Below are 24,077 nucleotides of genomic sequence, written 5' to 3'. Positions count from 1 at the left end.
TAAAATTACAGGATACTAACGGATATATAGTAGTGCAGAGAACCGTTTTTCTCAACAGGATTATCAACAAAAACGTTCTTAGACTGGGGATAAGTAGTGAATATTTTCTTAGTCAAAATATGCTTGATTATTTAGCTAAGATTATACTATTGTTAAATTTTGAGGTAAAAATCTTGTTATTAATTAGTTAATGGAAGCATGTAAAATAAAAAAACTCCCGAAGTTTATTACCCCGGGAGTTTTTTATTTTATAATTTTTAAAAGATAAGTTAAGCCAAAGCTGTTTTAGTTAGTCTTATTATTCTGCAGAAGGACAAGATTCTAATAACAGGATATGTAGGGTCAAATTCAAACCATTTCATTGCGAAATTCGCTCTTCCTGCATACTTGTGGTGGTTATTCTGAAATAACTCGCCTCCAAGAAGGAAATCGATAAAAAGGCTGTTTTTTGATTTATCGTTGTTGTCAAAATTTGAGTAACCGTATTTGTGACCACTCCAGTTTACAATGGCACCATGAACAGGGCCCATCAAAAAGTGGATTGGTAATAAAAGGAACATAAACCATGGGGGAGAAATCCAGATATAAAATAATGCATAAGCAACTCCCCAGCCAATTCTAGATGCCCACATGTCACCTAAAGTATCTATGAAGTTCCAAGTAGGTACGTCTTTCTGGAATTTTTCTTCAATGTCGCCTCTGTGATTAAGGACATCATTGTAGGTATCTTTAGTTTTAACCATCATAGTCAAAAGGTTTTTGGTATGATGTGGAGAGTGAGGATCTTTAGGGGTATCACTATAAGCATGGTGCATACGGTGTAACACTGCATATGCTCTTGGGTTCAGATATGAAGAACCTTGTGAGAGATAAGTCAGAAAATAAAAGAATTTCTCCCAGAAAGCTGACATGGTAAACATCTTATGTGCACTATACCTGTGCAGGAAGAATGTCTGACTAAACAGAGAGAGATACCAGTGAATAATAAAGAATGTGAGAACTATATACATTATCGGATTGAATTGTTTTGTAAATATTATTTAATAAGCTCCCATGAGTGTAATGGGAATTATTGAATACGTCGCAAGTTAAGCAAAAATTCTATAAAGAAGGATAATTGTTTGCCTAAATTATGCGATGAATTCGTTTTGGGTATATTTAACTTATTAGTTAAAAGGTTGTTAATGCAAATGAGATAATATTTGCCCCCATTTGAAGTGCCTTTTGCCTTTTTTCTTCCGGATCGTTGTAAATAGTTTGGTCTTCCCATCCATTGCCAAGATCTGTTTCATAGGTATAAAAGCAGACAAGTTTTCCTTCAAAAATTATACCGTAGCCTTTGGGAGGCTTGTTATCATGTTCATGGATTTTTGGCAGGCCATTATTGAATTCAAATTTCTGATGATAAATAGGGTGATTAAAAGGTAATTCCACAAAATCCAGCTCCGGAAATACTTTTTTCATTTCCAGTCTAATAAATTTATCCATACCATAATTGTCATCTATGTGAAGAAAACCTCCTCCGGTGAGATAAGTTCTGAGGTTTTCAGCTTCCTGTCTTGAAAAGACTACGTTACCGTGCCCCGTCATGTGTACAAAAGGGTAGGAGAAAAGCTCAGGGCTTCCTACTTCGACTACATCTTCTTCCTGGTATAGATTTAATCTTAACTGCTGGTTACAAAATTTTATTAGGTTGGGTAGAGACGTTTTGTTGGCATACCAGTCTCCACCTCCGTTATACTTAAGTTTTGCTATTTTAAATGATGGCTGCTGGGCAAAAGTAAAATTGGAAATGAGTATGTAAGAAAGCAGTAGAAGTGAGAATCGAAATATCTTTTTCATTGTGTTAGCTGTTGATGATGTTCAAAATGTGACAAGCTGCAATACCTGCTGTTTCTGTTCTTAACCTGCTGTTTCCCAAAGATGCAGGTTTAAAATTATTTTTAAAAGCAAGAGAGACTTCATCTTTTGTAAAATCGCCTTCAGGTCCTATTAAAATGCAGTACCTTGAATTGGCCGGTGCTGCTTTTTGAAGGAGTTCTTTGTGTTCTTCAGAAAGGTATCCTATGAACTTATCGTTTTCTTTGCAGTTTTCAACAAAGGATTTAATAGAAGTCAAAGGATTCAATATTGGAAATGATGTTGTCTGTGACTGCTTCATGGCACTGACCGCAATTTTTTCAATTCTATCCAGATTGATATTTTTTCTTTCAGAACGGGAACATTGAATAAAGCTTATCTCATCAATGCCTATTTCTATACATTTTTCTACAAACCATTCTATTCTATCAGCATTCTTGGTGGGAGCAATTGCTATGTGGATATAAAAATCTTTGGGTTTGCTGGTGGTCTGTGAAAGGATTTTAAAGCGGCATGCTTTATTTCCTGAATCTTTAACCTCGGCAAGGTATAATGTGCCTTTTCCGTCAGTTACTTCAATTTTATCACCGGAAGAAAGTCGTAATACTTTTAAAGCATGTTTAGACTCATCTTCCGGTAATTCATTTATTTCTCCGGGAATAAATCCAGGTAAATAAAATAAATGCATTGATTAAGCTCTCCTTTTACTTGCTAGTTCAAGGCTAACTGTTTTGCCTTTGATTTTATTGTTGTCCATTGAGCTCATCACAACATCAACTTTAGCTTCAGGAACTTCAATAAAAGAATAGCTATCATAGATATCTATACTTCCTATTGATTTTCCCTGAATAGATGAGTTTGATGCAAATGCACCTACAATATCACCAGGACTGATTCTGTCTTTTTTTCCAAGGTTGATGAAGAGTCTAACCATTTTCTCTCCATTGTTTCTATCCTCTCTTGGACCTCTTTCAGATCTTTCGCCTCTAGAACCTCTTTCGAATCTATCCCCTCTAGAGCCTCTGTCAAATCTGTCCCCTCTAGAACCTCTGTCTCTATCACCTCTTGGTCCTCTATCTCTATCACCTCTGAAACCTCTGTCGGATCTATCTCTATCACCTCTTGAGTTTCTGTCTGATCGACCATCTCTTCTGCGATCGTCTTTTAGTTCTTCAACAGTTCCTAAAGCAATTCTCACAAGAGCAGCAGAAAGCATTTCATTTGAAATACCTGTTCCATTAAACTCTTCAGCTACTGATGAGTAAAAATCAGGAACACCTTGAGTTAATAGGGAAGAGATCTGATCGAATAAATTCTGCTTTTTCAATTTCAGAATTTCTTCTCCCGTAGGAAGCGGACCTCTTGCTATTTTAACTTTGCAGTAGTTCTGAATGTCTTTTAGTCTTAAGAAGTCTTTACCATTGGATACAAATGTGAAGGCTTTTCCTGTGTTACCAGCTCTACCGGTTCTTCCGATTCTATGAACATAAAATTCATTATCGAGAGGAACGTCATAGTTAAATACAGCATCAACACCATTTACATCTATACCTCTAGCTGCAACGTCTGTCGCTACAAGTAGATTTAATGTATAATTTCTGAATTTGCCCATTACATGGTTACGCTGATTCTGGCTTAGATCACCGTGAAGACCTTCAGCTTTCAGGCCATGTTTCTGCATTTCTTCAACTAGTTCATCAACCGCTCTCTTAGTATTGCAGAAGACAAGAGCAAGTTTCACCTGGTGGATTTCTACAAGGTGCTTAAGCAATAAAACTTTTTGATTATCGGAAATGTCGTAGAACAATTGCTCGATAGAATCAACAGTAAGTTCTTTTCCTACTACTTTGACAAGTTCAGGATTAGTCTGATACTTTCTTGTCAGTTTCATGATAGGTTCTGCCATTGTAGCAGAGAACAGGATTGTTTGTCTTTCTTTTGGAATAGAAGATAAAATTCTTTCCAAATCTTCAACAAAACCCATGTTCAGCATTTCATCAGCTTCGTCAAGAATTACTTGCTTAACATTTTGAAGCGACAATGTTTTTCTTGTTAAGTGGTCGATCACTCTACCTGGAGTTCCGACTACAATCTGTACGCCTCTTTTAAGTGCAGTAACTTGTCTTTCGAAAGACTCTCCACCGAAAATAGGTAGTACGTTAATACCTTTCTTGAACTTGGCAATTTTCTTTAACTCATTGCTAACCTGTACGGCAAGTTCACGTGTAGGACATAGGACGATTGTCTGGGGAGACTTAATTGCAGGGTCGCATAGTTCTACGGCCGGTATGCCGAAGGCTGCTGTTTTCCCTGTCCCCGTTTGCGCCTGCCCGATTACGTCTTTTCCCTGAAGTACGACTGGAATAGCAAGCGATTGGATTGGTGATGCCTCTTCAAAGCCCATTTCTGTTAATGCCTTGAGTGTCTCTTCTGAAAGAGGCAGCGAATCAAATTTGATTTTTGTCATTGAAAATTGAAACAAAATAAAAGAAAGAAATATTCAAAATACCCCAAAGAAATTTGGAATAACTGTAAAGATACAATTAAAAATCGGATTTTAACGATTATTCTTTTAATTGATAGGGCTGTAATCCTGATAACTACTGATGATCTGATTGTTATCTTTAAGTGATTCTCAGTAGATTATTGGTTGGTATTTGAATAAGCTAATTAAAACATGAATATTTTACAAATAACAAAAACCTTCTCTTAATGGTTTAATTGTTAATTCTAGATAAACGGAAATGGATTGGTGCCATGGAAAAAGGATTGGATAAAGTTTACCTGACTCGTCTCACTGAGCTATATGCAATGGAAAAAAAGCAGGCTCAGTTATTACCGGTTCTTCTCAAACATACTACTAATAAAGAATTAAGAGAAGCCATAAAGGAGCATTTGTATTATACCCAAAAGCATTTTTCCAGATGTATTGAGATCATGAGAAGATTTGGAATATCAAAAGTAGCTTCTTCAGTTTCCGAACCTATGGAAAAACTTTTTGAAGAAGCGCGTGCTTTGGTAATGCAGAAGAAAGAAGATAATGCAGCAAATCTCACCATGATTTTGCAAAAAATCGAACATCTTGAGATTGCTTCATATTCAAGCGCTCTTACTTGTGCTAAAATTCTGGATTATAAAAGTGATTGTGAAACTCTTCAGAAATGCCTGGATGAAGAATATGATCAGGACAACAGGCTAGATAAGATCTCAGAAGAAATATTTATGGCACTTGTTTAAAGTGCCATTTTTGTTTCTTGCCTAATTCAGATCTTTAGTTAAAAGATCCAGAATACAATATTATTTACAACCGAGATCAGAATGGCAAATATAACTGCCCACCAGAAGTTTTTGATCTCAAATCCTTTTACAAGCTTGTCTACCAGCATAATCATAAATACGCTAATTATAAAGTTAACAAGACCGAGTGTAAGCCAATTTAATGGAAATGCTAGAAATTTGAGAAGCCAACCTAATGTTGCATTGATAAGTCCCAAAAGTATGGCGACCCATAATGCAGTGCCAAAACTTTTTACTGATACGCCTGGCAATATTGCAGACACCAGCCAAACAGCAAAAGCATCTACTAAAAGATGTATAATAAAGTGCATGGTTATATTGTTTTATGCAAATTAAACAAGGTGGATAAACAAATGTTAAAAGAGAATAAACTTAATATTTGAGACTCGACAAGGGTGATTTTTAAATTCTTTAAAGTTTGTATATTTAAATCTTTAAATATAAAATACAATTAAGAAATCATACACATTAAATTTAGTTTTTGAACTATTCGATTTTTTATGAGCAGTAGAGAAGTTAGAAGGAAAGGAATGCCAGAGAGTATACCATATATTATAGGTAATGAGCTGGCTGAGAGATTTAGTTATTACGGGATGAAAACTATTCTTACTGTTTTCATGACCAAATACTTAATGGATAGTACAGGAAACCTTGATGTGATGTCTGGAGAGGAAAGTAAATTTTGGTATCACATGTTTGTGAGTGCTAACTATTTTTTCCCAATTCTAGGAGCTTTACTTTCTGATATTTTATGGGGAAAATACAAAACCATTATCTCTCTTTCTATAATATACTGCTTAGGCCACTTGGCACTGTCTCTGGATGAAACCAGACTTGGACTTTCTTTCGGATTAACAATGATAGCAATTGGTTCAGGAGGTATTAAGCCATGTGTATCTGCGAATGTAGGAGATCAGTTTACAGAGGAGAATAAAGACTTATTACCTAAAATATTTAACTATTTTTATTTATCAGTAAATATGGGTGCTTTTGTTTCAACCATTTTTACACCCATCCTTCTGAGAAGATTTGGTCCTTCCGTAGCCTTTGGCGTTCCTGGAGCTTTAATGCTTTTAGCTACTGTGATATTTTGGTTAGGTAGATCAAAATATGCAGTTATACCTCCTGTTGGTTGGAAAAAATATAAAGAAGAGATACTTAGTAAAGAAGGGATGAAGGCACTGGGAGGACTTGTTGTGATATATCTTTTTATTGCAGTCTTCTGGTCATTATATGAGCAGACAGGTTCTTCATGGGTGATTCAAGCTATGAATCCACATATGATTAAATCATTTGAATTATTTGGATATAAAATTGAAATTCTTCCTGATCAGGTTCAGGCTTTAAATCCGATTTTTGTATTAATCTTGGTGCCTTTATTTGATTTGGTTGTATATCCTTTTCTTGGGAGGTTTATGAATTTAACTTCATTAAGAAAAATTACGATAGGCATGTTTGTGTGTGCTTCTTCATTCGCCATTGTTGCGTATATGGAAACAAGCCTTTATGCAGGAAAAGATATTTCGATTTTATGGCAGTGTTTTGCATATTTGATCCTTACTATATCAGAAGTAATGATTTATGGAACTGGGTTGGAGTTTTCATATACTCAAGCTCCAAATGATATGAAATCACTTATCATGGGTTTTTTCCTACTTTCGGTTTCTCTGGGAAGTTTGTTTACAGCTTTAATAAATTGGTTTATTCAGAATCCTGATAAAACTTCAAAGTTAGCTGGTCCTGCATACTTCTGGTTTTTTTCCGGACTTATGTTGATTACAGCTGTTATATTTATTTTTGTGGGACTTAAATATAAAGAACAATCACATGTCCGTAAGGCTGTGAGTTAAGTTGGGAAAAAGGATTTTTTAATTTTAGGCTTACAATAAGTTTACATTAGCATTCTACCTTTGTGTTGTAAAAAACAAAGTAGAAAAGAAATGAACTTTAATTTCTTAAAATCAAATTTACCGGATTTTGACCTGCTGACTCTAATAATGGTTATCACTGCAGCAATACTGTTAAGTATCAGGTCGCTTTAATTATAAAAGCATACTTTTCCCCTGAAAAGTATGAGAGGTGTAAATTGGAAAGGGGAGATTGGCTATTTACAATTATTGATCACTTTTCTGATATATCTAAACATGATATATTCTTCACTTTCCTCATCTTTTTGAACGACAGCGTCTTCTAAATCGACTATTACTCTGTTTTTAATGGAATCTGTGCGGAGAAATTTGGAGACATTCTCCCTGATATAAGCCCTCTTTTCTTCTTCCGTGTGAGAAAGAAATTCTATATAGACCTCTTTTACAAGCTTTAAGCCTCTTTCAGGGCTTAGATTTTTAAGAAGAGTGAAACATGAAAGATTGCTCAGCTCTTTTTGGGATACGATACAATCACAGTCCGCAATGCTTAAATGCAAATAAGCAAGGAAGTGTTCGTAAACCCAATTCATCGTCACATTTTGATGAACCATAAACTTAAAAGGTTTAACATTGTAAATTTAATCCTTTTGTAAATAACAAAAAAATACCTCTGTTAATTTAACAGAGGTATTTTTGTTATTGTTTTGTAAAACAGGCTATTACATCATTCCGCCCATTCCACCACCCATTGGAGGCATGTGGCTGTGAGCAGCTTTTTCTTCTGGCTGATCTGCAACTACGCATTCTGTAGTTAAAAGAAGAGCAGCAATAGAAGCAGCGTTTTCAAGAGCTAGTCTTGTAACCTTTGTAGGATCTAGGATACCAGCTGCAAACATGTTTTCATATCTGTCATCACGGGCATTGTATCCGTAATCACCTTGTCCTTCTTTTACTTTCTGAACGATTACAGAACCTTCAAGACCTGCATTGAATACGATAGTTCTTAATGGAGCTTCGATTGCAGTTCTGATGATTTGTACACCAGTGATCTGATCTTCGTGAGATAGTTTTAAATTATCAAGTGCTGCACTAGCTCTGATAAGAGCTACACCGCCACCAGGGATAACACCTTCCTCAACAGCAGCTCTTGTTGCATGTAATGCATCATCAACTCTGTCTTTTTTCTCTTTCATTTCAACTTCAGTAGCAGCGCCAACATAAAGGATAGCTACACCACCTGAAAGCTTAGCAAGTCTTTCCTGAAGTTTTTCTTTATCGTAGTCAGAAGTAGTAGATTCAATCTGAGCTTTGATCTGATTAATTCTCGCTTTAATTTCTTCTTTTTGACCAGCACCGTTAACAATGGTAGTGTTGTCTTTGTCAACAATGATTTTTTCAGCAGTACCTAGGAAATCAAGAGTAGCGTTGTCAAGTTTGTATCCTCTCTCTTCAGAGATTACTGTTCCACCAGTTAATGCTGCGATATCTTCAAGCATTGCTTTTCTTCTGTCTCCGAAGCCTGGAGCTTTTACAGCAGCAATTTTTAATGCACCTCTGATTTTGTTTACAACAAGAGTAGCAAGAGCTTCGCCATCAAGGTCCTCAGAAATAATCAACAATGGTTTTCCTGTTTGAACTACTTGCTCCAATACTGGAAGAAGTTCTTTCATTGAAGAGATCTTCTTGTCGTAGATAAGGATGAAAGGATTGTCAAGATCAGCTTCCATTTTATCAGCGTTGGTTACGAAGTAAGGAGAAAGGTATCCTCTGTCGAATTGCATACCTTCAACGATCTTTACTTCAGTCTCTGTCCCTTTAGCTTCTTCTACAGTGATAACTCCGTCTTTGCCCACTTTATCCATAGCATTGGCAATCATTTTACCAATTTCCTCATCGTTGTTGGCAGAGATTGTAGCAACCTGAGCTACTTCCTGAGAGCTTTCGATTTTTTTAGATTGTCTTTTAAGATCAGCAACGATAGCTTCTACAGCTTTGTCGATACCTCTTTTAAGATCCATTGGGTTTGCACCTGCTGCTACGTTTTTAATACCAGCGTTAAAAATAGCCTGAGCAAGTACAGTAGCAGTAGTAGTACCATCACCGGCAGCATCAGCAGTTTTAGATGCCACTTCTTTTACAAGTTGTGCACCCATATTTTCGATTGGTTCTTTTAATTCAATGTCTTTCGCAACAGAAACACCGTCTTTAGTAACTGTTGGAGCACCGAACTTTTTGTCAAGGATTACATTTCTTCCTTTTGGTCCTAATGTCACCTTTACAGCATCCGCCAATGCATCTACACCTTTTTTCAGTTTTTCTCTGGCTTCAGTATCGAAAAATATATTTTTTGCCATGGTATTTTTAATTTTTTTGGTTTTTGTAATTGATTTGCTTTTAGACAATTAAGTGATTAAAGAACTGCGAAAATATCTGCTTCGCGCATCATAAGATACTCTTTTCCATCAATGGTGATCTCAGTGCCTGAATATTTACCGTAAAGAACAGTATCGCCTACTTTTACAGTCAGAGGCTCATCTTTTTTCCCTGTTCCAATTGCAACAACAGATCCTCTTTGAGGTTTTTCTTTAGCTGTATCAGGAATAATGATACCAGAAGCGGTTCTTTCTTCAGCAGGAGCAGGTTGAATCAAAACTCTGTCTGCTAGTGGTCTGATATTTACGTTGTTACTCATTTTGTTAAAGCGTTTAATTTTATACGTTTAAAAGTTATTTAATTCTTGGATACTGCCAGTTCTGCATTTCCTGTGCCAGAGGTAAAAAGCTGAAGATTTGTCAGTGAACGGTGAGGCAACTAAACCAAGATCTGCCTTTTTTGTTTTAAAACCTGTCATTTTTTCATTTGGTTTTTTGAGGAGAATTGGATAAATTATGTGAGAGCTAACAAAATGGCATTGAAATCGTATATCTAGTATAACTTTTTTGGGATTATGAAAGAGTTAAATAAAAACTGGCTGACAGAAGGACTTATAGATTTTGAGTATAAAAAATATATGCTCCTCGCTTACCTTCACGATGTAAAGGGAAGCTTTAATGAAAAAAAACTTTATCCATTCCTTTCCGATCTACTTTTTCACTATCAGAATCTTTTGCGTTTAAAGGAAAATAAACAGCTTCTGAAGGAACATTTTCCTAAACAAATTTCTAGTGCTGATTTCGAAAAGCTAGAAGTCATCTATGAGGAATTAGTCAATGACGACAAGATTATGAGGGAACTTGAGGAAATTGTTTTGTTCGCAATACCTAAACTTAAAGATCAGTTGGTGGAAGGAAAGGAGATTTATGAAGAGATTGAAGACAAGCTGTCAATAAGTCCGATAGGATTGTCTCCTCTTAATTTGGATGCTGGATACCTTTTATTTCATACAAATAACAGAAGTGAAACGCAGGTTTATGAGTATCAGGTGACGTTATTTCAAACAGCAGAAGCTAAATACAGAGGAATTCATACACACTTTGTCGAAAGTATAAGTAAGACTATTGGGAATACTTTTGAAAATATAAAATTGGAGTTGATTAAAAAGTATAAAAAGTTACCCAACCCCGCTACCTTTCTAGTGAATTCAAAAATAAACTATCCTTTTGAAGAAACTGTAATGCCGATAACCAAAAGATTGCTAGTAAAAAAGCTTTATTCCGAAGCTCAATAAATTAAAGTAAGAACTATTATGGTAGAGATAAAAAAAAACGCCTCTGATTTAGAGGCGTTTTTTTTATTCTTTTTACAATAGCATTATTTAGCTGTATCATTTTTAGCAGGAGCTTTTTCCTGACCTTCTCCCGGAGCTTTAGGCATCAGTTTATTTCCTTCCTGAGCTCTTTCAACATTCACACTGTTTATACCTCCATCATTATCTTCAACATTGTTTTTGTAAAGAAGATTAATGCCAAGGCAAAGAACAACTAGTGCTATTGCAAATCCCCAAGTTAATTTTTCAAGTAAATCACCGGTTTTTTTCACACCCATGAATTGAGTAGAACCACCTGCAAAGTTTCCGGAAAGACCACCACCTTTAGAATTTTGCGCAAGTACCAGAACAACAAGGAAAAAACAGGCAATAAATATTAAAACCGTGACTAAAATTTCCATTATAAATTATTTTTCGTTTTTTAATTCATTAATAAGGCCTGCAAAGTAAGTACTTTTTTCAGGATTTTTCAAACTTAATTGTGTGTAAATATCAATGGCTTTCTGAATTTTACCTTGTTTTATCAAAATTTTAGCAAAATTTTCAGATATCAATCCTTTGGATTCTACGCCAGATTTTGCAGATAGGTCTTCTTGTTCCTCAGCAATAGTTCTTGGATTTAATGGAGGAATTGTCGGATCCTCTTTTATAAATTTGTCTATGATATTTTCAACTTGCTTTTTATCAAGCTGTTTTCTACCTCTATCAAGGAATTCAAGGTATTGAATGTGCAAATCTGCATCATTATTACTGATTTCCTCATTATCAATATTTTTTTCGATGATTTTTTTCTCAAGAAAAGCGTTTTTCTCTTCTTCTTTCTTTAAAAAGATTTCAACTTTTTCCCAAGGGAATTTCTCGATATTGATTTTGTTTTTGCCTTTAAATGCTTCTTTCTGAGAAAGTTCTTCTAATATTTTGTCTTCAGGAAAAGCATATTTTTTTTCAGGCATTACCGCTGGTTGGACGGTTGGAAGAGGACCAGAAGTAGGTTTTTCTTCTTTGGACTCTGTATTGATAGAATTATCTCTGGCAGCTTCTTCTTTCAGTTTTCTGAGATCTTGCAGGTTTTTCTGAAGGTCTTCGAAGAATTCTTTTGAATTCGTTATAACCTGCCCTGTAGGAGGGGAATATTTTTCAGTTTCAACCGGAGCAGCTTTTTTTATTTGAGGAGGACTTTCTTTTTCATCCTCAACTATCGCTTTGTCATTACTAGGTGGTTCAGAAATCAGTTCGGCTTTTTCCTCTTCAGCAATGCTGGAAGTTTCATTTGCTGTTTCACTAATGGCAATGTTTTCTTCTTCAATTTCTTCAATGAGTACTTTTTCTTCAAGAAGATTTTCCGGTGCAGGAGCCTGCACTATAGGATTAAATGATTTATTCTCTGATTTAAAAGAATACTTAGAATGGTGAATAATCTTTTTTAGATTTTTCCTGTCAAAAGAATAGGCCGCTGCTTTTCGGATTCTTTTTTCAGCAAGCATATTGTCTGTTTCATAGGAAGCCTTGGCAAACAGGATATGTGCTGCCTGGCAGTAAGGAAAAATCTTCACGACTTCTTCAAGATCTTTGAGATCTGTAGAAGAAACTTCCGTGGAGTTTGTGATTAAATCTATGAAACGTTGCTTATTCAATATTATCTGGTGTTTAAAATTTTACCAGTTGGAAGTTGTTTTGCTGAAGATATCCAATACCATCTGGTCCAGCATCTTGTTTACCAATGTTCCTTCAACTTGTGACAATGACTGATTGGCAGGAAAGTCACCGCTTGTAGGCGGGCTGGTGAATACATTGGTAAAGCTTGCCTTTTCATCCAGTGTATTAATAAATTTTACTTCGATCTTGATGACCAATCTGTTGATACCGGCAATTTCATTAGCCTGAATTCCAGCATTGGTAATGTTATAACCAACTATTCGTCCTTCAAGTTGCCAGTCTCCATTACTTTTTACTAAAACAAGGTTAGAGTTTTGCTGGTAGTAGCTTCTTAGTTTTTCAGTGAAATTCTGAGAAAGAGTAGGAGGACCGTTACCTGCGTCATTTGGAAAATTCAGAATAGAAATATTTTTTACTTCCGGAGGAATTCTTCCGTCAGTAAAGGAATATACGCCACAACCTGTAAGGAAAGAAAGAATAAATACCAGAATAAGTGCATTGATGCTTAATTTAAACAGGTTTCTGGCAGGGATAAATTTATTCATGATACTATATTCAAAATTCTTTTATTAAATCAAAATTATTCTTCGATTTCGTACTGCTTTAATTTCCTGTACAATGTTCGTTCGGAAATGCCAAGGTCACGTGCAGCATTTTTTCTTTTATTGTGATTTCTTTTTAGAGCCTTTAAAATCATCTCTTTTTCCTTGTCTTCAAGAGAAAGAGATTCTTCTTCCGATTCCTGAATTGCATCCTCTATTTTTTCTATTTCAATAGGTGCATGTTCGTGTATATGCTCTTCGGGAGGAGGAGGAAGCAAAAACTTAGCCGGACGTTGTTCTCTGGGATATATCTCTTCTGTGATTCCTGTAAACAAGTCAGGATGATCTTTGATCATCTGTGAGCCATAATTTTCATTTTGAAGAAGGTCAAAAACGAGTTTTTTTAACTCCGTCATGTCTTTCTTCATATCAAAAAGAATTTTATAGAGAATATCTCTTTCTGAAAAATCGTCGGTTTTGTTCTTATCTTTATTATATACCGCTGGAATGCCACTGTGAGGCTCAGGAAGATATTTTAATAAAGTCTCTTTAGTGATATCTCTATTGGTTTCCAGAACAGAGACTTGCTCAACAATATTTTTAAGCTGACGAATATTCCCCGGAAATCTAAAGTTGTTAAGGGCAACCTTTGCTTCGTCATTGAGCCTAATCGGCTGTACTTTGTATTTATCGGCAAAATCGGCAGCGAATTTTCTAAAAAGTAATTCTTTGTCGCCTTCACGATCTCTCAGTGGAGGCACGAAAATGGGCACTGTATTTAATCTGTAATACAGGTCTTCACGAAACTTCCCTTTTTCCACTGCCTGATATAGGTCTACGTTGGTTGCGGCTACAACTCTTACATTTGTCTTCTGAACTTTGGAAGAACCTACCTTTATAAATTCACCATTTTCAAGTACCCTTAAGAGTCTGGCCTGCGTTCCTACCGGCATTTCACCTATTTCGTCAAGAAAAATAGTACCTCCGTTAGTTACTTCAAAATATCCTTTTCGGGCTTCATGGGCTCCTGTAAACGATCCTTTCTCATGACCAAATAGTTCAGAGTCTATAGTACCTTCTGGAATTGCACCACAGTTAATGGCAATAAATTGCCCATGTTTACGAGAGCTTAGGGAATGTATTATTTTGGAAAAGGATTCTTTTCCGCTACCACTTTCTCCGGTAATCAAAACTGTCATATCAGTCGGTGCTACCTGAATAGCGACCTGTATTGCATGATTTAAAACAGGAGCATTGCCAATAATCCCAAATCTTTGCTTTACGCTTTGTATTTCTTCATTCAGATTCACGGATTCTCCCTTCGATTTTAATTAACTGATTTTTGTTGAAGAAGGAATTATTTCAATAATCTCTCCAAAAAGAGTGGCAAGCGAACAGTCTGTCACAAGTACATTCACATAATCACCAATTTTGCTATCTCCTTTAGGAAATACTACCACTGTGTTTTCAGAGTTTCTACCTTTATATTCCAGATCTGACTTTTTAGATTCTCCTTCAACAAGTACTTTGTGTACTTTCCCCAACGCTTCCTTATTTCTATATAAAGAATGCTCTTGCTGTAGGTTGATTACCTCAGTAAGTCGTCTCATTTTGGTTTCTTCTGGAATATCGTCAGCATACTTTTTCTGAGCAAGGGTTCCAGGTCTTTCAGAGTAGGCAAACATATATGCAAAATGAAACTTTGCCTCTTCCATAAGAGATAACGTTTCCTGATGCTCTTCTTCTGTTTCGGTGCAGAATCCAGTGATCATATCTGACGATATACCACAGTCTTCACCGATAATATTTCTTATAGCCTTTACTCTGTCTAGGTACCACTCTCTGGTATAAGTACGGTTCATCAAGTCCAGTATTCTGCTGTTGCCGCTTTGAACAGGAAGGTGTATGTAGTTACAGATGTTCTCATACTTTTTGATTGTGTAAAGTACTTCATCTGTAATGTCTTTTGGATGTGAAGTTGAGAACCTTACTCTCAGATCTGGAGTGACAAGCGCTACTTTTTCAAGTAACTGAGCGAAGTTTACTTTTTCGCTTCCGTCTTCTGATTGCCACTTATAGGAATCAACATTTTGGCCAAGAAGAGTTACTTCTTTATAGCCTTGTTCTACAAGTTCTCGGGTTTCTTTTAGTATAGACTGAGGGTCTCTGCTGCGCTCGCGGCCTCTCGTAAAAGGAACAACACAAAATGAACACATGTTGTCACAGCCTCGCATAATGGATACGAATGCACTGACTCCATTTGAATTTAACCTTACCGGACTGATATCAGCATAAGTCTCTTCTTTGGATAAAAAGACATTAACGGCTTTATTTCCTTCATCTGCTTCTGCCATTAAATTAGGCAGGTCTCTGTAAGCATCTGGCCCTATAACGAGGTCAACAATTTTCTCTTCTTCCAGAAATTTGGATTTTAACCTTTCTGCCATGCACCCTAAAACACCGATGGTGAGTGATCGCTTTCTTTTTTTCAAAGCGTTAAACTGGGCAAGACGGTTTCTTACCTTTTGCTCGGCATTTTCCCTAATAGAACAGGTATTGATAAAAATCACATCAGCAAGTTCCATGCTGTTGGTTGTATCAAAACCGTTCTTATGCATAATAGAAGTCACGATTTCACTGTCAGAAAAATTCATCTGACAACCGTAGCTTTCTATATATAATTTTCTCTTGTTACCAGTATTTTGTTCAGTACTAATTCTAGGTAAGTCACAGGCGGCTTTTTCCTCTGCTGTCATTGATTCCTTATGATTGATCCTGTCTTCCATTTAATAATTTATTTTTGCAAAGATAAGAAATTTATTTCAAACTGACAGTTTGGCAGATTTAATATTTATTAACCTAAAAATCAGGATTAAAAGTTCAGTTCGTCAATAAGTTTCTTATCCAGACCGTAAATATCCTTTCTAAAATGGACATTTTCTTTACCGTCCATCCAGGTGGTGAAGTATACTATATAAACAGGTACTTTTTTCTTGAGTTTCATAAATACCTCTTTTTCCTTTCCCAGCAGTTTGTTAATTTCTTTTTCTTTCCACATGCCTTGTTGTTCTAAAAGGTATTGAGCAAGCTTCATGGGTTCCTCCAAACGAATGCATCCATGGCTAAATCCTCTTTCTTTCTGTGTGAAAAGGTATTTGGAGGGAGTATCATGAAGGTAAACATCAAAGGTATTAGGAAATAAAAATTTCACTTTGCCTAATGGATTTTCAGGGCCAGGTGTTTGTATGAAGGTTAAATTGAAATTTTGTTCGTTGATCGAATGCCATACGATGCTATCGGGATGTACAGGGTTGTTCAGCTTATTTCCAAGGAAAATCTGCATATGATGGCTTGATAAATAAGCAGGATCCTTTTTTTGCATTGGAAGTAATTCTTTAATCGCAATACTTTTGGGTACGTTCCAGGAAGGGTTAAATACGAGAAATTGAATTTCATTTGAAAATATTGGAGTATGCGATAACGTCTTTCCTACAATGACATTCATTTGCCATACATGTTTATTATCTTCATATACATGTAAGGCATACTCAGGAATATTAATGGCCAAATAAAGGTCTCCGCCTTTTTCCGGAAGCCATCTCCATCTTTCCATATTTGCGGAGATTTGTAAGATTCTTTTTTCAACCGGAATATTCAGTTCGTCCGTAGTGAAAGGATCCAGAATTCCTGTTGTATCAAGACCATGACAGAACTGAAATTTCTTTAGAGCTTTTAGCAAAGTCGAATCAAAATATGAGCTTGTATCTACTTTTAATGTTTTGTTTTCAAAAGAAAGTCGATAACGCAGTTGCTTTATAATTTCAGAAGTATCACCTGGTTTAATGTTATAAGTGCTCTTGGCAATATTTCCCCAGCCTCCCTGACGAGCTATTTTTCGGTATTCAATAAGTGTTTTCTTTAATAGATTATATTGTTTGTGCAATGGATGGAATTTGGATGCAGAAAAATTGCTGTCCAGGTCTGCTTTGAGAACGGAGCTTAGTAGTTCTCTTTCGTTTATTGTTTTTTTGGAGATAAACCAATCGTACTTTTCCGGATTGTTGATACCTGCCCAGATTTTCCGTGCATATTTAAAAAAAGTTATGGAAAGGAAAATGTCAAATTCTTCTCTGGCCTTTATATGTTCAGGTTGTATAGACTTCTGATAGTCGGAAAGCTGAATATAATGATGCCAAATATCATTGGTAGGAAAACATTCCATAGAGAATCCTTCTTCATCAATATGCTTGATCATATTGATGACATAATTAGCCTGTGGAATGAATTTTCCTTTATATGACCAGGCAAGTTTATAATTTCTCTTCTTATAAAAAGCATGTACATCTTCCTTCCAAATGCTGTCTTCAGGTTGGTTGTGAAAATATAGATTTATAAGGTTCTCATCTGTTTTCTCAATACCCGGAAGTTTTACGGAATGTACTTTTTTTTGAGAATTAACTTTTCCCTTGCAGGAAAATAAAATCATACTGAGGAGTGAGAAAAGTAGAACTAGGAGTTGCTTTGATTTCACAAATATCTAAACGGTTAATAATTTTTCGGGATCAATTTAGGAAATTATTCTTTTGATTCCAGAATAGATCTGAGCTGTTTGTCGTGGTCATAGATATCTTTTAGGAAATGGATAGCTCCTTTCTCATCAACCCATGTAGTAAAGTAAAGGATGTAAACGGGTAGTTTTTTCTTTAATAAAATGGTTTTTTCCTCCTGTCTGTAAATAGCCTGATAAAGTTTCTTTTTATTCCAATCAGGTTCATCTTTCAAGAGATAAGAAGCTAGCCATACAGGATCTTCGATTCTTATGCATCCATGACTAAAGTTTCGTTCACTTTCCTCGAAGAGATAATCCGATGGAGTATCATGCAGGTATATATCGTATTCGTTGGGAAATAAAAATTTAATATGTCCTAATGGATTGTAGAAGTTCGGTTTTTGCTTTAACACATAGTTGAATTTTTGACTGTCAAGATTAAGCCAGTCTATGGAGTCAGGCTTAACCATTGTGTTAAACGAATAATCTGTATAGATTTCTATATTTTGCTTAGAAAGTATGCTAGTATCTCTTTTGATCAAAGGTACAAGCTCTGTTACCGCGATATTAGCGGGTACTATCCAGGATGGATTAATAACTATTTTTTCTATCTGGTCGCTAAAAATAGGTGTGTAAGCTCCGCTTCTGCCTACGATAACTTTCATGTTAAAAATTTCGGAGTTCTTTTCGAAAATATGCATTTTAAATTCAGGAATATTTACGAGTATGTATTTTTCCGAAGGCTCTTCAGGTACCCATCTCCAGCGTTCCATATTGATCGTAATCTGATCTATTCTATCTTCGACCGGGACATTCATTTCTTTAAGCGTTTCACCTTTGACTATGCCATCCTCTTTCAGCTTGTGTCTGTATTGGAAATGCATAACAGCTTGCTCAAGTTCTCGATCAAAGGTTTTGTTATCTTCAAAATGACTAAGGTCTGAAGAGAGATATAGTCGTTTTCTCAGCTGTATAATTTCAGGATCAATATCTCCTTTGATTAGTACCTTGCCTTGGGGATTGATAGTAGGCCATCCGCCGTTTCCGGCAATTTCTGCATATTTATTTAGTACAGTCTTGAGCTCTTTATAATCTTTATGTAACGGTTCAAACTCAGAAAAAGGATCGCTAGAGTTAGAAGACAGAATGGAATCAAGGGTTTTGCCGTACTTTACTTTTTTGTGTTTGATTTTCCATAAGTTTTCCAAATCATCGTTTTTAAAGTGGCCTCTCCAGATCTTTTGGGAATCCTTAAAAAAAGAAGCAGACAACAGAATATCAGCATAGGTGTACGTCTCCTGCTTGTCTTTAAATCTAAACCATTGTGCGTCATTACTTTTTTTTATGGCATCCTTTAATGCGATCAGATTTGCACTGTCGGTTCGCAAGCCATGTTTGTTCATATGGTTGAGATAATTTACCAGCATTTGTGCCTGAGGAATGAACTTGTAGTCTTTTGACCAGGCTGGCTGGAAGTTCCTTCGCATGTAAAATTTTTCCAGTTTTTTCTGAAAGGGGTGGTATTCCGGATGTTTCTTAATAAAGTTTTTTATTTCAGTGTGAGAAATTGTGATTTGTTCTGGCATCACAATGTTGAATGAGACACTGTCATTGTAGTCTCTCTGAAAAGTAGTTGTTTTTTTAGAATCACATGAATTCAAAAAAAGTAAGAAAAAAACTATTGATAATGCCCTCATCAGAAATATAAATTCTAGTCGACACAGATACCATAGACATCCAAATAAATGCCCTTCAAATAAATAACTACAATAGGGGAAAATGAGTTTTCAGTAAGTAAGGAGAATGAAGAGTAAAATCTTAATGAATAAAAATACGATATATTTTTACTCTGTTTTTTTCAGTGATTTTTAATCGGATATTTGGTATAAAATTGTGGGAATCATTTGGTTTTAAGGAATTAACGTTTTATACTTGTCTTTTATAAGGGCCTGTTTATCTTCTAGTTTATATTTTTAATCAGTACTTAACTATTAATTGAAATGAAGGATAACATTTTTGATTCGGACAAAGCATTTACAATTGAAACTTTAAAAGAGTTAAAAAAGCTAATCCTTGAAGAGCAAAACATCAAACCTGAGAATAAAACCAAAATTTTTGAAATGCTTCAGGAAGTTGATTTTATTTTGGGGAAATATGATACTATTTATGAGGAAATGGTAGATGTGTTTGCTTCTATGGCTTTACACGATTTCAGTAAAAGACTGCCGACGGATATTGGCTTTAAGCATGATTTTTTAAGCTTCTTGACTTTAGGGATAAATATGATTAATGAGCAGCTTGCTGAAAATTCCCTTTCAAAACATGGAGTTCATAAGGTTATTGATGTAATGGAAAATAAAGACAGAGTTATTTTCATTACAGGAATAAATGGGAACATATTTTTTGCCAATTCAACTGCTAAAGATCTGACTGATTTTAAGGAAGAGACTTTGATTGGGCAAAAAATTGAGACAATAATTGAAAACTATTGCAATATTGAGGAATTGATGCTGTGGGATGGCAGCCTTAATAATATTCCTATTCAATTTCGATGGAATGGTAGTTTGATCTCTTCTGTATTGAATGTTTCTTTAATTATGCAGGCAGGGAAGGTAGAGAATATCATTTATTTGATAAAGTTAAAAGCTTAAAGCAGAAAGCACAAAGCTTAAATATGATATACACATAATATTCATAAAATTTAATCTCACGACTTAAAAAAGCTGAAAGTTTAAAATGTCATTTTGAGACTTTAAACTTTCAGCTTTTAGCTTTTAGCTTTAGGGTTTCCGCTTTTAGGCTGCTTTTCCGCCACCTGCAAGGGTATTGATGAATGAAACAGAGAAGCTGTCTTTCATTTGAACAAAACCAATTTTTTCAATCACACTAGCATTAAATTTCCTTTTATTTTGTGAAGCAGTAAATCCTAGAGAAACAGTCGGAACATTCAGGTCACCAGCTCTTTTAACTATTTGCCAAAGTATCTGAGGGTATAAATTATGAGAATCAACAAATTCATAGTTCATTCCTGTGAGCAGAAAGCAGTACTCTGTTGCAGACTTATGACAAATTGCAATACCTGCAGGATGATTGGTTCCTTTTATGGTTAGTTCAATAAATTCCCACGAATTTTTCTTTGCCATATTCAGGAATAGTTTTTTAGGAAGTAAAAAGGTATTTAAAACGAAACTTTTTGCCGCTACATTTTTATATAGCTCATAGTATTCGTCAATCCTATTTTCAGAAGGATTAGTAATAATATTTACATCATATAAAGATTCAAAATTTTGGGCCCTTTTCTTAATATAGTAGCGTTTCTCACTAGTTACCTGATCAATGAAGTCATCAGCAGATTTCCAATTGAAATTTTCAATTACATGTGTGTCAGGAAGAGGAACAGGAATAAACCCCTGGTCTTTAAAGAAATTATATAGATCCGTATTTTTTTTGTAAAAATCTCTTAGGTTTAAAACGACGGCTTTTTCTGTATCCTGAAGCTTCCAGATAGTGTCGAGTAATAACATTAATGCTTTCTGCCATTCATTATGATTTTGATTAAGGTACATATGTTTACCCTCAGTAAGCAATGTACCCATGATCAGGGATTTTGAGGTTAGGAAATATTTATTTTTTTGCCTTCCAGATTCAATAATTTTTGATGATTCAGGGGGAGCAAGCATATCATCTTTTGTTAGAGCTGTTGTGAAAAAAGTAGCAAGTACCGGTATGCCAATCTTGTCTCTTATAATATAATAATGGAAGTTCCAATTATTTTCCGGTTCAAAGTTTTGGGAAAAACTTCTTTCCATTATTTCAAGGCTTTCGTGATCGATAATTCCTTCTGTTCCTAAAAGTTTATTCCAAAGATTTTTGTCGATTTTGGAAATGGAGTGTTCATATTGAATTGAAAACCCTGACGTTGATGTAGGAATTGAGATTTCCTCTTTCTCCTTAAAATTAGCTATTCTTCTAAATGCTCTGTAAACATCATTAATAGTTCTGCCTTCTTCTTCAAGAGCTTTTGGAAAATGGTATGCTAGTCCTTTTACAAGTTTTTCAATATCTTCTTTGGTATGGTGCAATGTAATGGTAAATCTAACTCCTGTGCAGGTTTCTGGCACTGCAGGAAAGGCCGAGATATTTACAAAACAACCTTCTCCAAGCATTCTTTTAACCAGATTATAGCCTACTCTTACCAATCCTAATCCTATAAAGAATATTGGAGTTTTGGGGTTGGATACTACAGGTAGGTTGTGACTTTCCAAAAGTTCATGACAGTAAGCTATCTTTTCGGCAAGTGCAGCTTGTTTATCGTAAATTTCATCTGATAATAAAATTTTAGCGGATGCTATGCCGGCTCCCAGAACCGGAATCTGGTGTGGTCCTGAAAAAATAAATGCACCTCCACAGTTTCTTACTTTTTGGCAAAGTTCTTCATCCGGAATTACAAAAGCACCTCCACCGGCTGCAAATGCTTTATTAAGCGAAGTGGCTACAATCATTTTAGGATGTAGGTTTATCTGATTGAGTACATATCCGCGTCCATGTCGTCCCATCCAACCTAATCCATGAGCATCATCTGCATAAATATGGAATTTTTTGTGACTTTTTAACATTTCGGAAATTTGCTCCATTGGAGCGAAGTCGCCATACATACTATAAACTCCATCCATCATGTACCAAACTTTATTATATGAATGGCTAAGTTCGGTTACTTTTTTTCTTAGTTCATCCATGTCATTATGCCTAACAATTGTGACAAAGACTCCTTTTGCTTTCATTTTTATAGCTGCATCTTGAACACTTGCATGAACCTGTTGGTCCATTATTATAGCATCATTTTCTCCTACCACTACAGGAATCACTGCATGATGTCCGAGTGAAACAGAAGTTGATAATACTACTGGGGCATCAAAAATTTTCCTGACCAGACTTTCAAGTTCTCTATATAATGTACATGACATATATGTACGGGAACATGAAAATTGTACGCCAAATTTTTTTATCGCCTCAATGGCTCCATCTTTAAGTCTTTGATCTAGTTCAAGACCAAGGTAACTGCAAGAACCAAAGTTAATTAGCTTATTTCCCTCAACGGTAATAATTCTTCCGTCATAAAATTCATCTTCTGTAGTAAACTGCCCAACCCCACGATTTTTTCCATTTGTTACAATCTCATTAATGAGTTCTAGAACATTTTTCATAATTTAGATTTTAGTTTTAGTTAGGTGTAAGGTTTTATCAAAAGTTTATACGGATATGGTTGAAAAAAAGATGATTAAAAATTCATATTTTGAAAATGAATTTGCAGAATTCTGGATTGAGGATGGAATTTTAATGGAAGTTTTTAAACCTGACATTACATCTCTTACTCCCCAGGTAGCAAAGAGGGTAATAGAGGATAGGTTGAAAGTTTCCAATGGCGTTACAATGCCTTTGTTTGTTGATTTTGCAAATCTTAAGTCTGTAGATAATGAGACAAGGAGGTTGTTTTCAAGTCCTCATTCCTTGCAATTTATAAGTGCATCAGCATTTTTGATGCATAGTTATGTTGCATTTTATGGTGGACGTCTGTATTTGTTGCTTGATAAACCTAAGGTTAAAACTGAGTTATTTAGAACAAAGTCGAGAGCAATAGAGTGGTTGAATACTTATAAAAAATAGCGTTTATGTGATAAATACTACATTTGATCTGTAGTATTGAAGTGTTAGGCTATTTAACGAGTATATGACGTTAAATTTCTGACAATTAGTTAATTGTGTTTTATTTAGAATGTTTTGAGTTATTTAGGGATCTTGTTTGTGGTTTGATGTATTTTTTGAAGTAATATTGGTGGATTTTTTTAATGATTTTTATTAGTGTTAGGATTTTTACGCCTAGTTTCATATATAAAAAAAGCCCTTTCGGGCCCTTTTTAATTTCCCTGAGGAATTTTAATTTTCTTCTTTAATGAAATATATCTCAAGTCAATTTCTCCGTAAATTTTTCCTGCGCTTGCAGTTGCCAGTAGTAAAATACCTGTAAACAGGCCGGCAAAGGCAAAGTGGTCAAAATAGAAGTGAGAAATGTAGACATTTCCGGCCATGTTGGTTAATCCTAGAATGATAAATGATTTTATCTTATATATATATCCGATAATACCAAAGATCATTGCAAATAGCAGGCTGAAAGCCGGAAAAAACAAGTTCATGTTTTCTTTGAACGGGAAAAAACCGACAGTTACTCCAAGTGGCATTCCTATTGCCAGCAGGGTTGTGAGCATCCTTAGGGGATGGTCTGTTTTAGTTTGTTTTATTCCAAAGGTCTTTCTTACAACTCTGTAAATTGGTTGAAATAATGTAGCTCCACCCAGCAATGCAAGCATAGCCAAATGAGGGTAGTTATATGCGCCTAAACAACCTGCTAAAAGCCACACGGACCCCATTGTTGAGAAAAGCAGGTAATAATTATTGTAATTGTTTCTAACATCCGCTGTAAATCTATCCATACCCAAAAAAAGATTAAATTTTGAAGAATATACACCTATTCAAAAAAGTAACAGATAAATATTACAGGTTGTTGATTGGAGAAAAAAAATAGAGGCTAAAGAATTGATCTT

General features: G+C 35.3%; 22 protein-coding genes. 5 read left to right on the top strand and 17 right to left on the bottom strand.

Annotated elements, in window-relative coordinates; all coding sequences use genetic code 11:
• Positions 1-269: 269 nt before the first annotated feature.
• The 4 genes from J7604_RS02905 to J7604_RS02890 form a co-directional block, all read right to left on the bottom strand.
• A complete protein-coding gene (locus J7604_RS02905) occupies positions 270-1,010 on the bottom strand; it encodes an acyl-CoA desaturase (protein ID WP_293890767.1) in 741 nt (246 codons plus the stop codon).
• A 160-nt stretch (positions 1,011-1,170) separates the two neighbouring features.
• Entirely contained in the window at positions 1,171-1,842 is a 672-nt protein-coding gene (locus tag J7604_RS02900; RefSeq protein ID WP_293890764.1) for a DUF4159 domain-containing protein, read from the bottom strand.
• 4 nt (positions 1,843-1,846) lie between these two features.
• Entirely contained in the window at positions 1,847-2,548 is a 702-nt protein-coding gene (locus tag J7604_RS02895) for a 16S rRNA (uracil(1498)-N(3))-methyltransferase (RefSeq protein ID WP_293890761.1), read from the bottom strand.
• 3 nt (positions 2,549-2,551) lie between these two features.
• Positions 2,552-4,327, bottom strand: a complete 1,776-nt coding sequence (locus tag J7604_RS02890; RefSeq protein WP_293890758.1) for a DEAD/DEAH box helicase — start codon at positions 4,325-4,327, stop codon at positions 2,552-2,554.
• Positions 4,328-4,617: 290 nt separating this feature from the next.
• Between J7604_RS02890 and J7604_RS02885 the strand changes: the two genes are divergently transcribed.
• Positions 4,618-5,097 carry a DUF892 family protein gene (locus J7604_RS02885; protein WP_293890755.1) on the top strand — a complete coding sequence of 160 codons (480 nt, stop codon included), beginning with the start codon at positions 4,618-4,620 and terminating at the stop codon, positions 5,095-5,097.
• Positions 5,098-5,135: 38 nt separating this feature from the next.
• Here the strand turns inward: J7604_RS02885 and J7604_RS02880 are convergent, their stop codons facing one another.
• A complete protein-coding gene (locus J7604_RS02880; RefSeq protein WP_293890752.1) occupies positions 5,136-5,468 on the bottom strand; it encodes a phage holin family protein in 333 nt (110 codons plus the stop codon).
• Positions 5,469-5,657: 189 nt separating this feature from the next.
• Here J7604_RS02880 and J7604_RS02875 point away from each other — a divergent pair, with 189 nt between their 5' ends.
• On the top strand, positions 5,658-7,007 hold the full coding sequence (locus tag J7604_RS02875) for a POT family MFS transporter (RefSeq protein ID WP_293890749.1): 1,350 nt from the start codon (positions 5,658-5,660) through the stop codon (positions 7,005-7,007).
• Positions 7,008-7,261: 254 nt separating this feature from the next.
• On the opposite strand, the gene J7604_RS02870 is transcribed toward J7604_RS02875, so the two are convergent.
• From J7604_RS02870 to groES, 3 genes are all read right to left on the bottom strand, one after another.
• Positions 7,262-7,636: a hypothetical protein gene (locus tag J7604_RS02870; RefSeq protein ID WP_293890746.1), complete on the bottom strand. Its 375-nt coding sequence runs from the start codon at positions 7,634-7,636 to the stop codon at positions 7,262-7,264.
• A gap of 108 nt (positions 7,637-7,744) precedes the next feature.
• The gene (gene groL / locus J7604_RS02865; RefSeq protein WP_293890742.1) at positions 7,745-9,379 is read right to left on the bottom strand and encodes a chaperonin GroEL; all 1,635 of its coding nucleotides are present in this window, start codon (positions 9,377-9,379) and stop codon (positions 7,745-7,747) included.
• 56 nt (positions 9,380-9,435) lie between these two features.
• Positions 9,436-9,717, bottom strand: coding sequence for a co-chaperone GroES (gene groES, locus J7604_RS02860; protein WP_293890739.1), 282 nt, complete (start codon positions 9,715-9,717; stop codon positions 9,436-9,438).
• Positions 9,718-9,972: 255 nt separating this feature from the next.
• Here groES and J7604_RS02855 point away from each other — a divergent pair, with 255 nt between their 5' ends.
• On the top strand, positions 9,973-10,692 hold the full coding sequence (locus J7604_RS02855) for a hypothetical protein (RefSeq protein WP_293890736.1): 720 nt from the start codon (positions 9,973-9,975) through the stop codon (positions 10,690-10,692).
• Positions 10,693-10,775: 83 nt separating this feature from the next.
• On the opposite strand, the gene secG is transcribed toward J7604_RS02855, so the two are convergent.
• The 7 genes from secG to J7604_RS02820 all read right to left on the bottom strand — a co-directional run bounded on the left by secG (position 10,776) and on the right by J7604_RS02820 (position 19,175).
• Entirely contained in the window at positions 10,776-11,132 is a 357-nt protein-coding gene (secG, locus tag J7604_RS02850) for a preprotein translocase subunit SecG (RefSeq protein ID WP_293890733.1), read from the bottom strand.
• A 6-nt stretch (positions 11,133-11,138) separates the two neighbouring features.
• Positions 11,139-12,365 (bottom strand): hypothetical protein, encoded by a 1,227-nt coding sequence (locus tag J7604_RS02845; protein ID WP_293890730.1) that lies wholly within the window; start codon positions 12,363-12,365, stop codon positions 11,139-11,141.
• Positions 12,366-12,386: 21 nt separating this feature from the next.
• Positions 12,387-12,932 carry an LptE family protein gene (gene lptE / locus J7604_RS02840; protein WP_293890727.1) on the bottom strand — a complete coding sequence of 182 codons (546 nt, stop codon included), beginning with the start codon at positions 12,930-12,932 and terminating at the stop codon, positions 12,387-12,389.
• A 35-nt stretch (positions 12,933-12,967) separates the two neighbouring features.
• On the bottom strand, positions 12,968-14,239 hold the full coding sequence (locus J7604_RS02835; protein ID WP_293890724.1) for a sigma-54-dependent Fis family transcriptional regulator: 1,272 nt from the start codon (positions 14,237-14,239) through the stop codon (positions 12,968-12,970).
• A 21-nt stretch (positions 14,240-14,260) separates the two neighbouring features.
• On the bottom strand, positions 14,261-15,715 hold the full coding sequence (gene miaB / locus J7604_RS02830) for a tRNA (N6-isopentenyl adenosine(37)-C2)-methylthiotransferase MiaB (protein WP_293890721.1): 1,455 nt from the start codon (positions 15,713-15,715) through the stop codon (positions 14,261-14,263).
• An 86-nt stretch (positions 15,716-15,801) separates the two neighbouring features.
• The gene (locus tag J7604_RS02825; RefSeq protein ID WP_293890718.1) at positions 15,802-17,415 is read right to left on the bottom strand and encodes a L,D-transpeptidase family protein; all 1,614 of its coding nucleotides are present in this window, start codon (positions 17,413-17,415) and stop codon (positions 15,802-15,804) included.
• Between the two features lie 89 nt (positions 17,416-17,504).
• Positions 17,505-19,175 carry a L,D-transpeptidase family protein gene (locus J7604_RS02820; RefSeq protein WP_293890714.1) on the bottom strand — a complete coding sequence of 557 codons (1,671 nt, stop codon included), beginning with the start codon at positions 19,173-19,175 and terminating at the stop codon, positions 17,505-17,507.
• Positions 19,176-19,478: 303 nt separating this feature from the next.
• Between J7604_RS02820 and J7604_RS02815 the strand changes: the two genes are divergently transcribed.
• Entirely contained in the window at positions 19,479-20,129 is a 651-nt protein-coding gene (locus J7604_RS02815) for a PAS domain-containing protein (protein ID WP_293890711.1), read from the top strand.
• A 144-nt stretch (positions 20,130-20,273) separates the two neighbouring features.
• Here the strand turns inward: J7604_RS02815 and J7604_RS02810 are convergent, their stop codons facing one another.
• Entirely contained in the window at positions 20,274-22,682 is a 2,409-nt protein-coding gene (locus J7604_RS02810) for an aminotransferase class I/II-fold pyridoxal phosphate-dependent enzyme (RefSeq protein ID WP_293890708.1), read from the bottom strand.
• 55 nt (positions 22,683-22,737) lie between these two features.
• On the opposite strand from J7604_RS02810, the gene J7604_RS02805 reads away from it, so the two are divergent.
• Positions 22,738-23,142, top strand: coding sequence for a hypothetical protein (locus J7604_RS02805; protein WP_293890705.1), 405 nt, complete (start codon positions 22,738-22,740; stop codon positions 23,140-23,142).
• A gap of 251 nt (positions 23,143-23,393) precedes the next feature.
• Here the strand turns inward: J7604_RS02805 and J7604_RS02800 are convergent, their stop codons facing one another.
• Complete coding sequence (locus tag J7604_RS02800) at positions 23,394-23,966, bottom strand: hypothetical protein (RefSeq protein ID WP_293890702.1); 573 nt, start codon at positions 23,964-23,966, stop codon at positions 23,394-23,396.
• Positions 23,967-24,077 lie beyond the last annotated feature (111 nt).

This window comes from Sporocytophaga sp., assembly GCF_017745095.1.
In the GTDB taxonomy this organism is placed as follows: Bacteria; Bacteroidota; Bacteroidia; order Cytophagales; family Cytophagaceae; genus Sporocytophaga.
The sequence above is the reverse complement of the archived record's forward strand: the minus strand, read 5'-3'. Positions and strand labels throughout refer to the sequence as shown.

What these genes read in the sequence shown, in the direction of transcription:
- J7604_RS02905 (WP_293890767.1), bottom strand. Translation starts at nt 1,010, where the DNA reads ATGTATATAGTTCTCACATTCTTTATTATTCACTGGTATCTCTCTCTG.
- J7604_RS02900 (WP_293890764.1), bottom strand. Translation starts at nt 1,842, where the DNA reads ATGAAAAAGATATTTCGATTCTCACTTCTACTGCTTTCTTACATACTC.
- J7604_RS02895 (WP_293890761.1), bottom strand. Translation starts at nt 2,548, where the DNA reads ATGCATTTATTTTATTTACCTGGATTTATTCCCGGAGAAATAAATGAA.
- J7604_RS02890 (WP_293890758.1), bottom strand. Translation starts at nt 4,327, where the DNA reads ATGACAAAAATCAAATTTGATTCGCTGCCTCTTTCAGAAGAGACACTC.
- J7604_RS02885 (WP_293890755.1), top strand. Translation starts at nt 4,618, where the DNA reads ATGGAAAAAGGATTGGATAAAGTTTACCTGACTCGTCTCACTGAGCTA.
- J7604_RS02880 (WP_293890752.1), bottom strand. Translation starts at nt 5,468, where the DNA reads ATGCACTTTATTATACATCTTTTAGTAGATGCTTTTGCTGTTTGGCTG.
- J7604_RS02875 (WP_293890749.1), top strand. Translation starts at nt 5,658, where the DNA reads ATGAGCAGTAGAGAAGTTAGAAGGAAAGGAATGCCAGAGAGTATACCA.
- J7604_RS02870 (WP_293890746.1), bottom strand. Translation starts at nt 7,636, where the DNA reads ATGGTTCATCAAAATGTGACGATGAATTGGGTTTACGAACACTTCCTT.
- groL (WP_293890742.1), bottom strand. Translation starts at nt 9,379, where the DNA reads ATGGCAAAAAATATATTTTTCGATACTGAAGCCAGAGAAAAACTGAAA.
- groES (WP_293890739.1), bottom strand. Translation starts at nt 9,717, where the DNA reads ATGAGTAACAACGTAAATATCAGACCACTAGCAGACAGAGTTTTGATT.
- J7604_RS02855 (WP_293890736.1), top strand. Translation starts at nt 9,973, where the DNA reads ATGAAAGAGTTAAATAAAAACTGGCTGACAGAAGGACTTATAGATTTT.
- secG (WP_293890733.1), bottom strand. Translation starts at nt 11,132, where the DNA reads ATGGAAATTTTAGTCACGGTTTTAATATTTATTGCCTGTTTTTTCCTT.
- lptE (WP_293890727.1), bottom strand. Translation starts at nt 12,932, where the DNA reads ATGAATAAATTTATCCCTGCCAGAAACCTGTTTAAATTAAGCATCAAT.
- miaB (WP_293890721.1), bottom strand. Translation starts at nt 15,715, where the DNA reads ATGGAAGACAGGATCAATCATAAGGAATCAATGACAGCAGAGGAAAAA.
- J7604_RS02825 (WP_293890718.1), bottom strand. Translation starts at nt 17,415, where the DNA reads ATGATTTTATTTTCCTGCAAGGGAAAAGTTAATTCTCAAAAAAAAGTA.
- J7604_RS02820 (WP_293890714.1), bottom strand. Translation starts at nt 19,175, where the DNA reads ATGAGGGCATTATCAATAGTTTTTTTCTTACTTTTTTTGAATTCATGT.
- J7604_RS02815 (WP_293890711.1), top strand. Translation starts at nt 19,479, where the DNA reads ATGAAGGATAACATTTTTGATTCGGACAAAGCATTTACAATTGAAACT.
- J7604_RS02810 (WP_293890708.1), bottom strand. Translation starts at nt 22,682, where the DNA reads ATGAAAAATGTTCTAGAACTCATTAATGAGATTGTAACAAATGGAAAA.
- J7604_RS02805 (WP_293890705.1), top strand. Translation starts at nt 22,738, where the DNA reads ATGGTTGAAAAAAAGATGATTAAAAATTCATATTTTGAAAATGAATTT.
- J7604_RS02800 (WP_293890702.1), bottom strand. Translation starts at nt 23,966, where the DNA reads ATGGATAGATTTACAGCGGATGTTAGAAACAATTACAATAATTATTAC.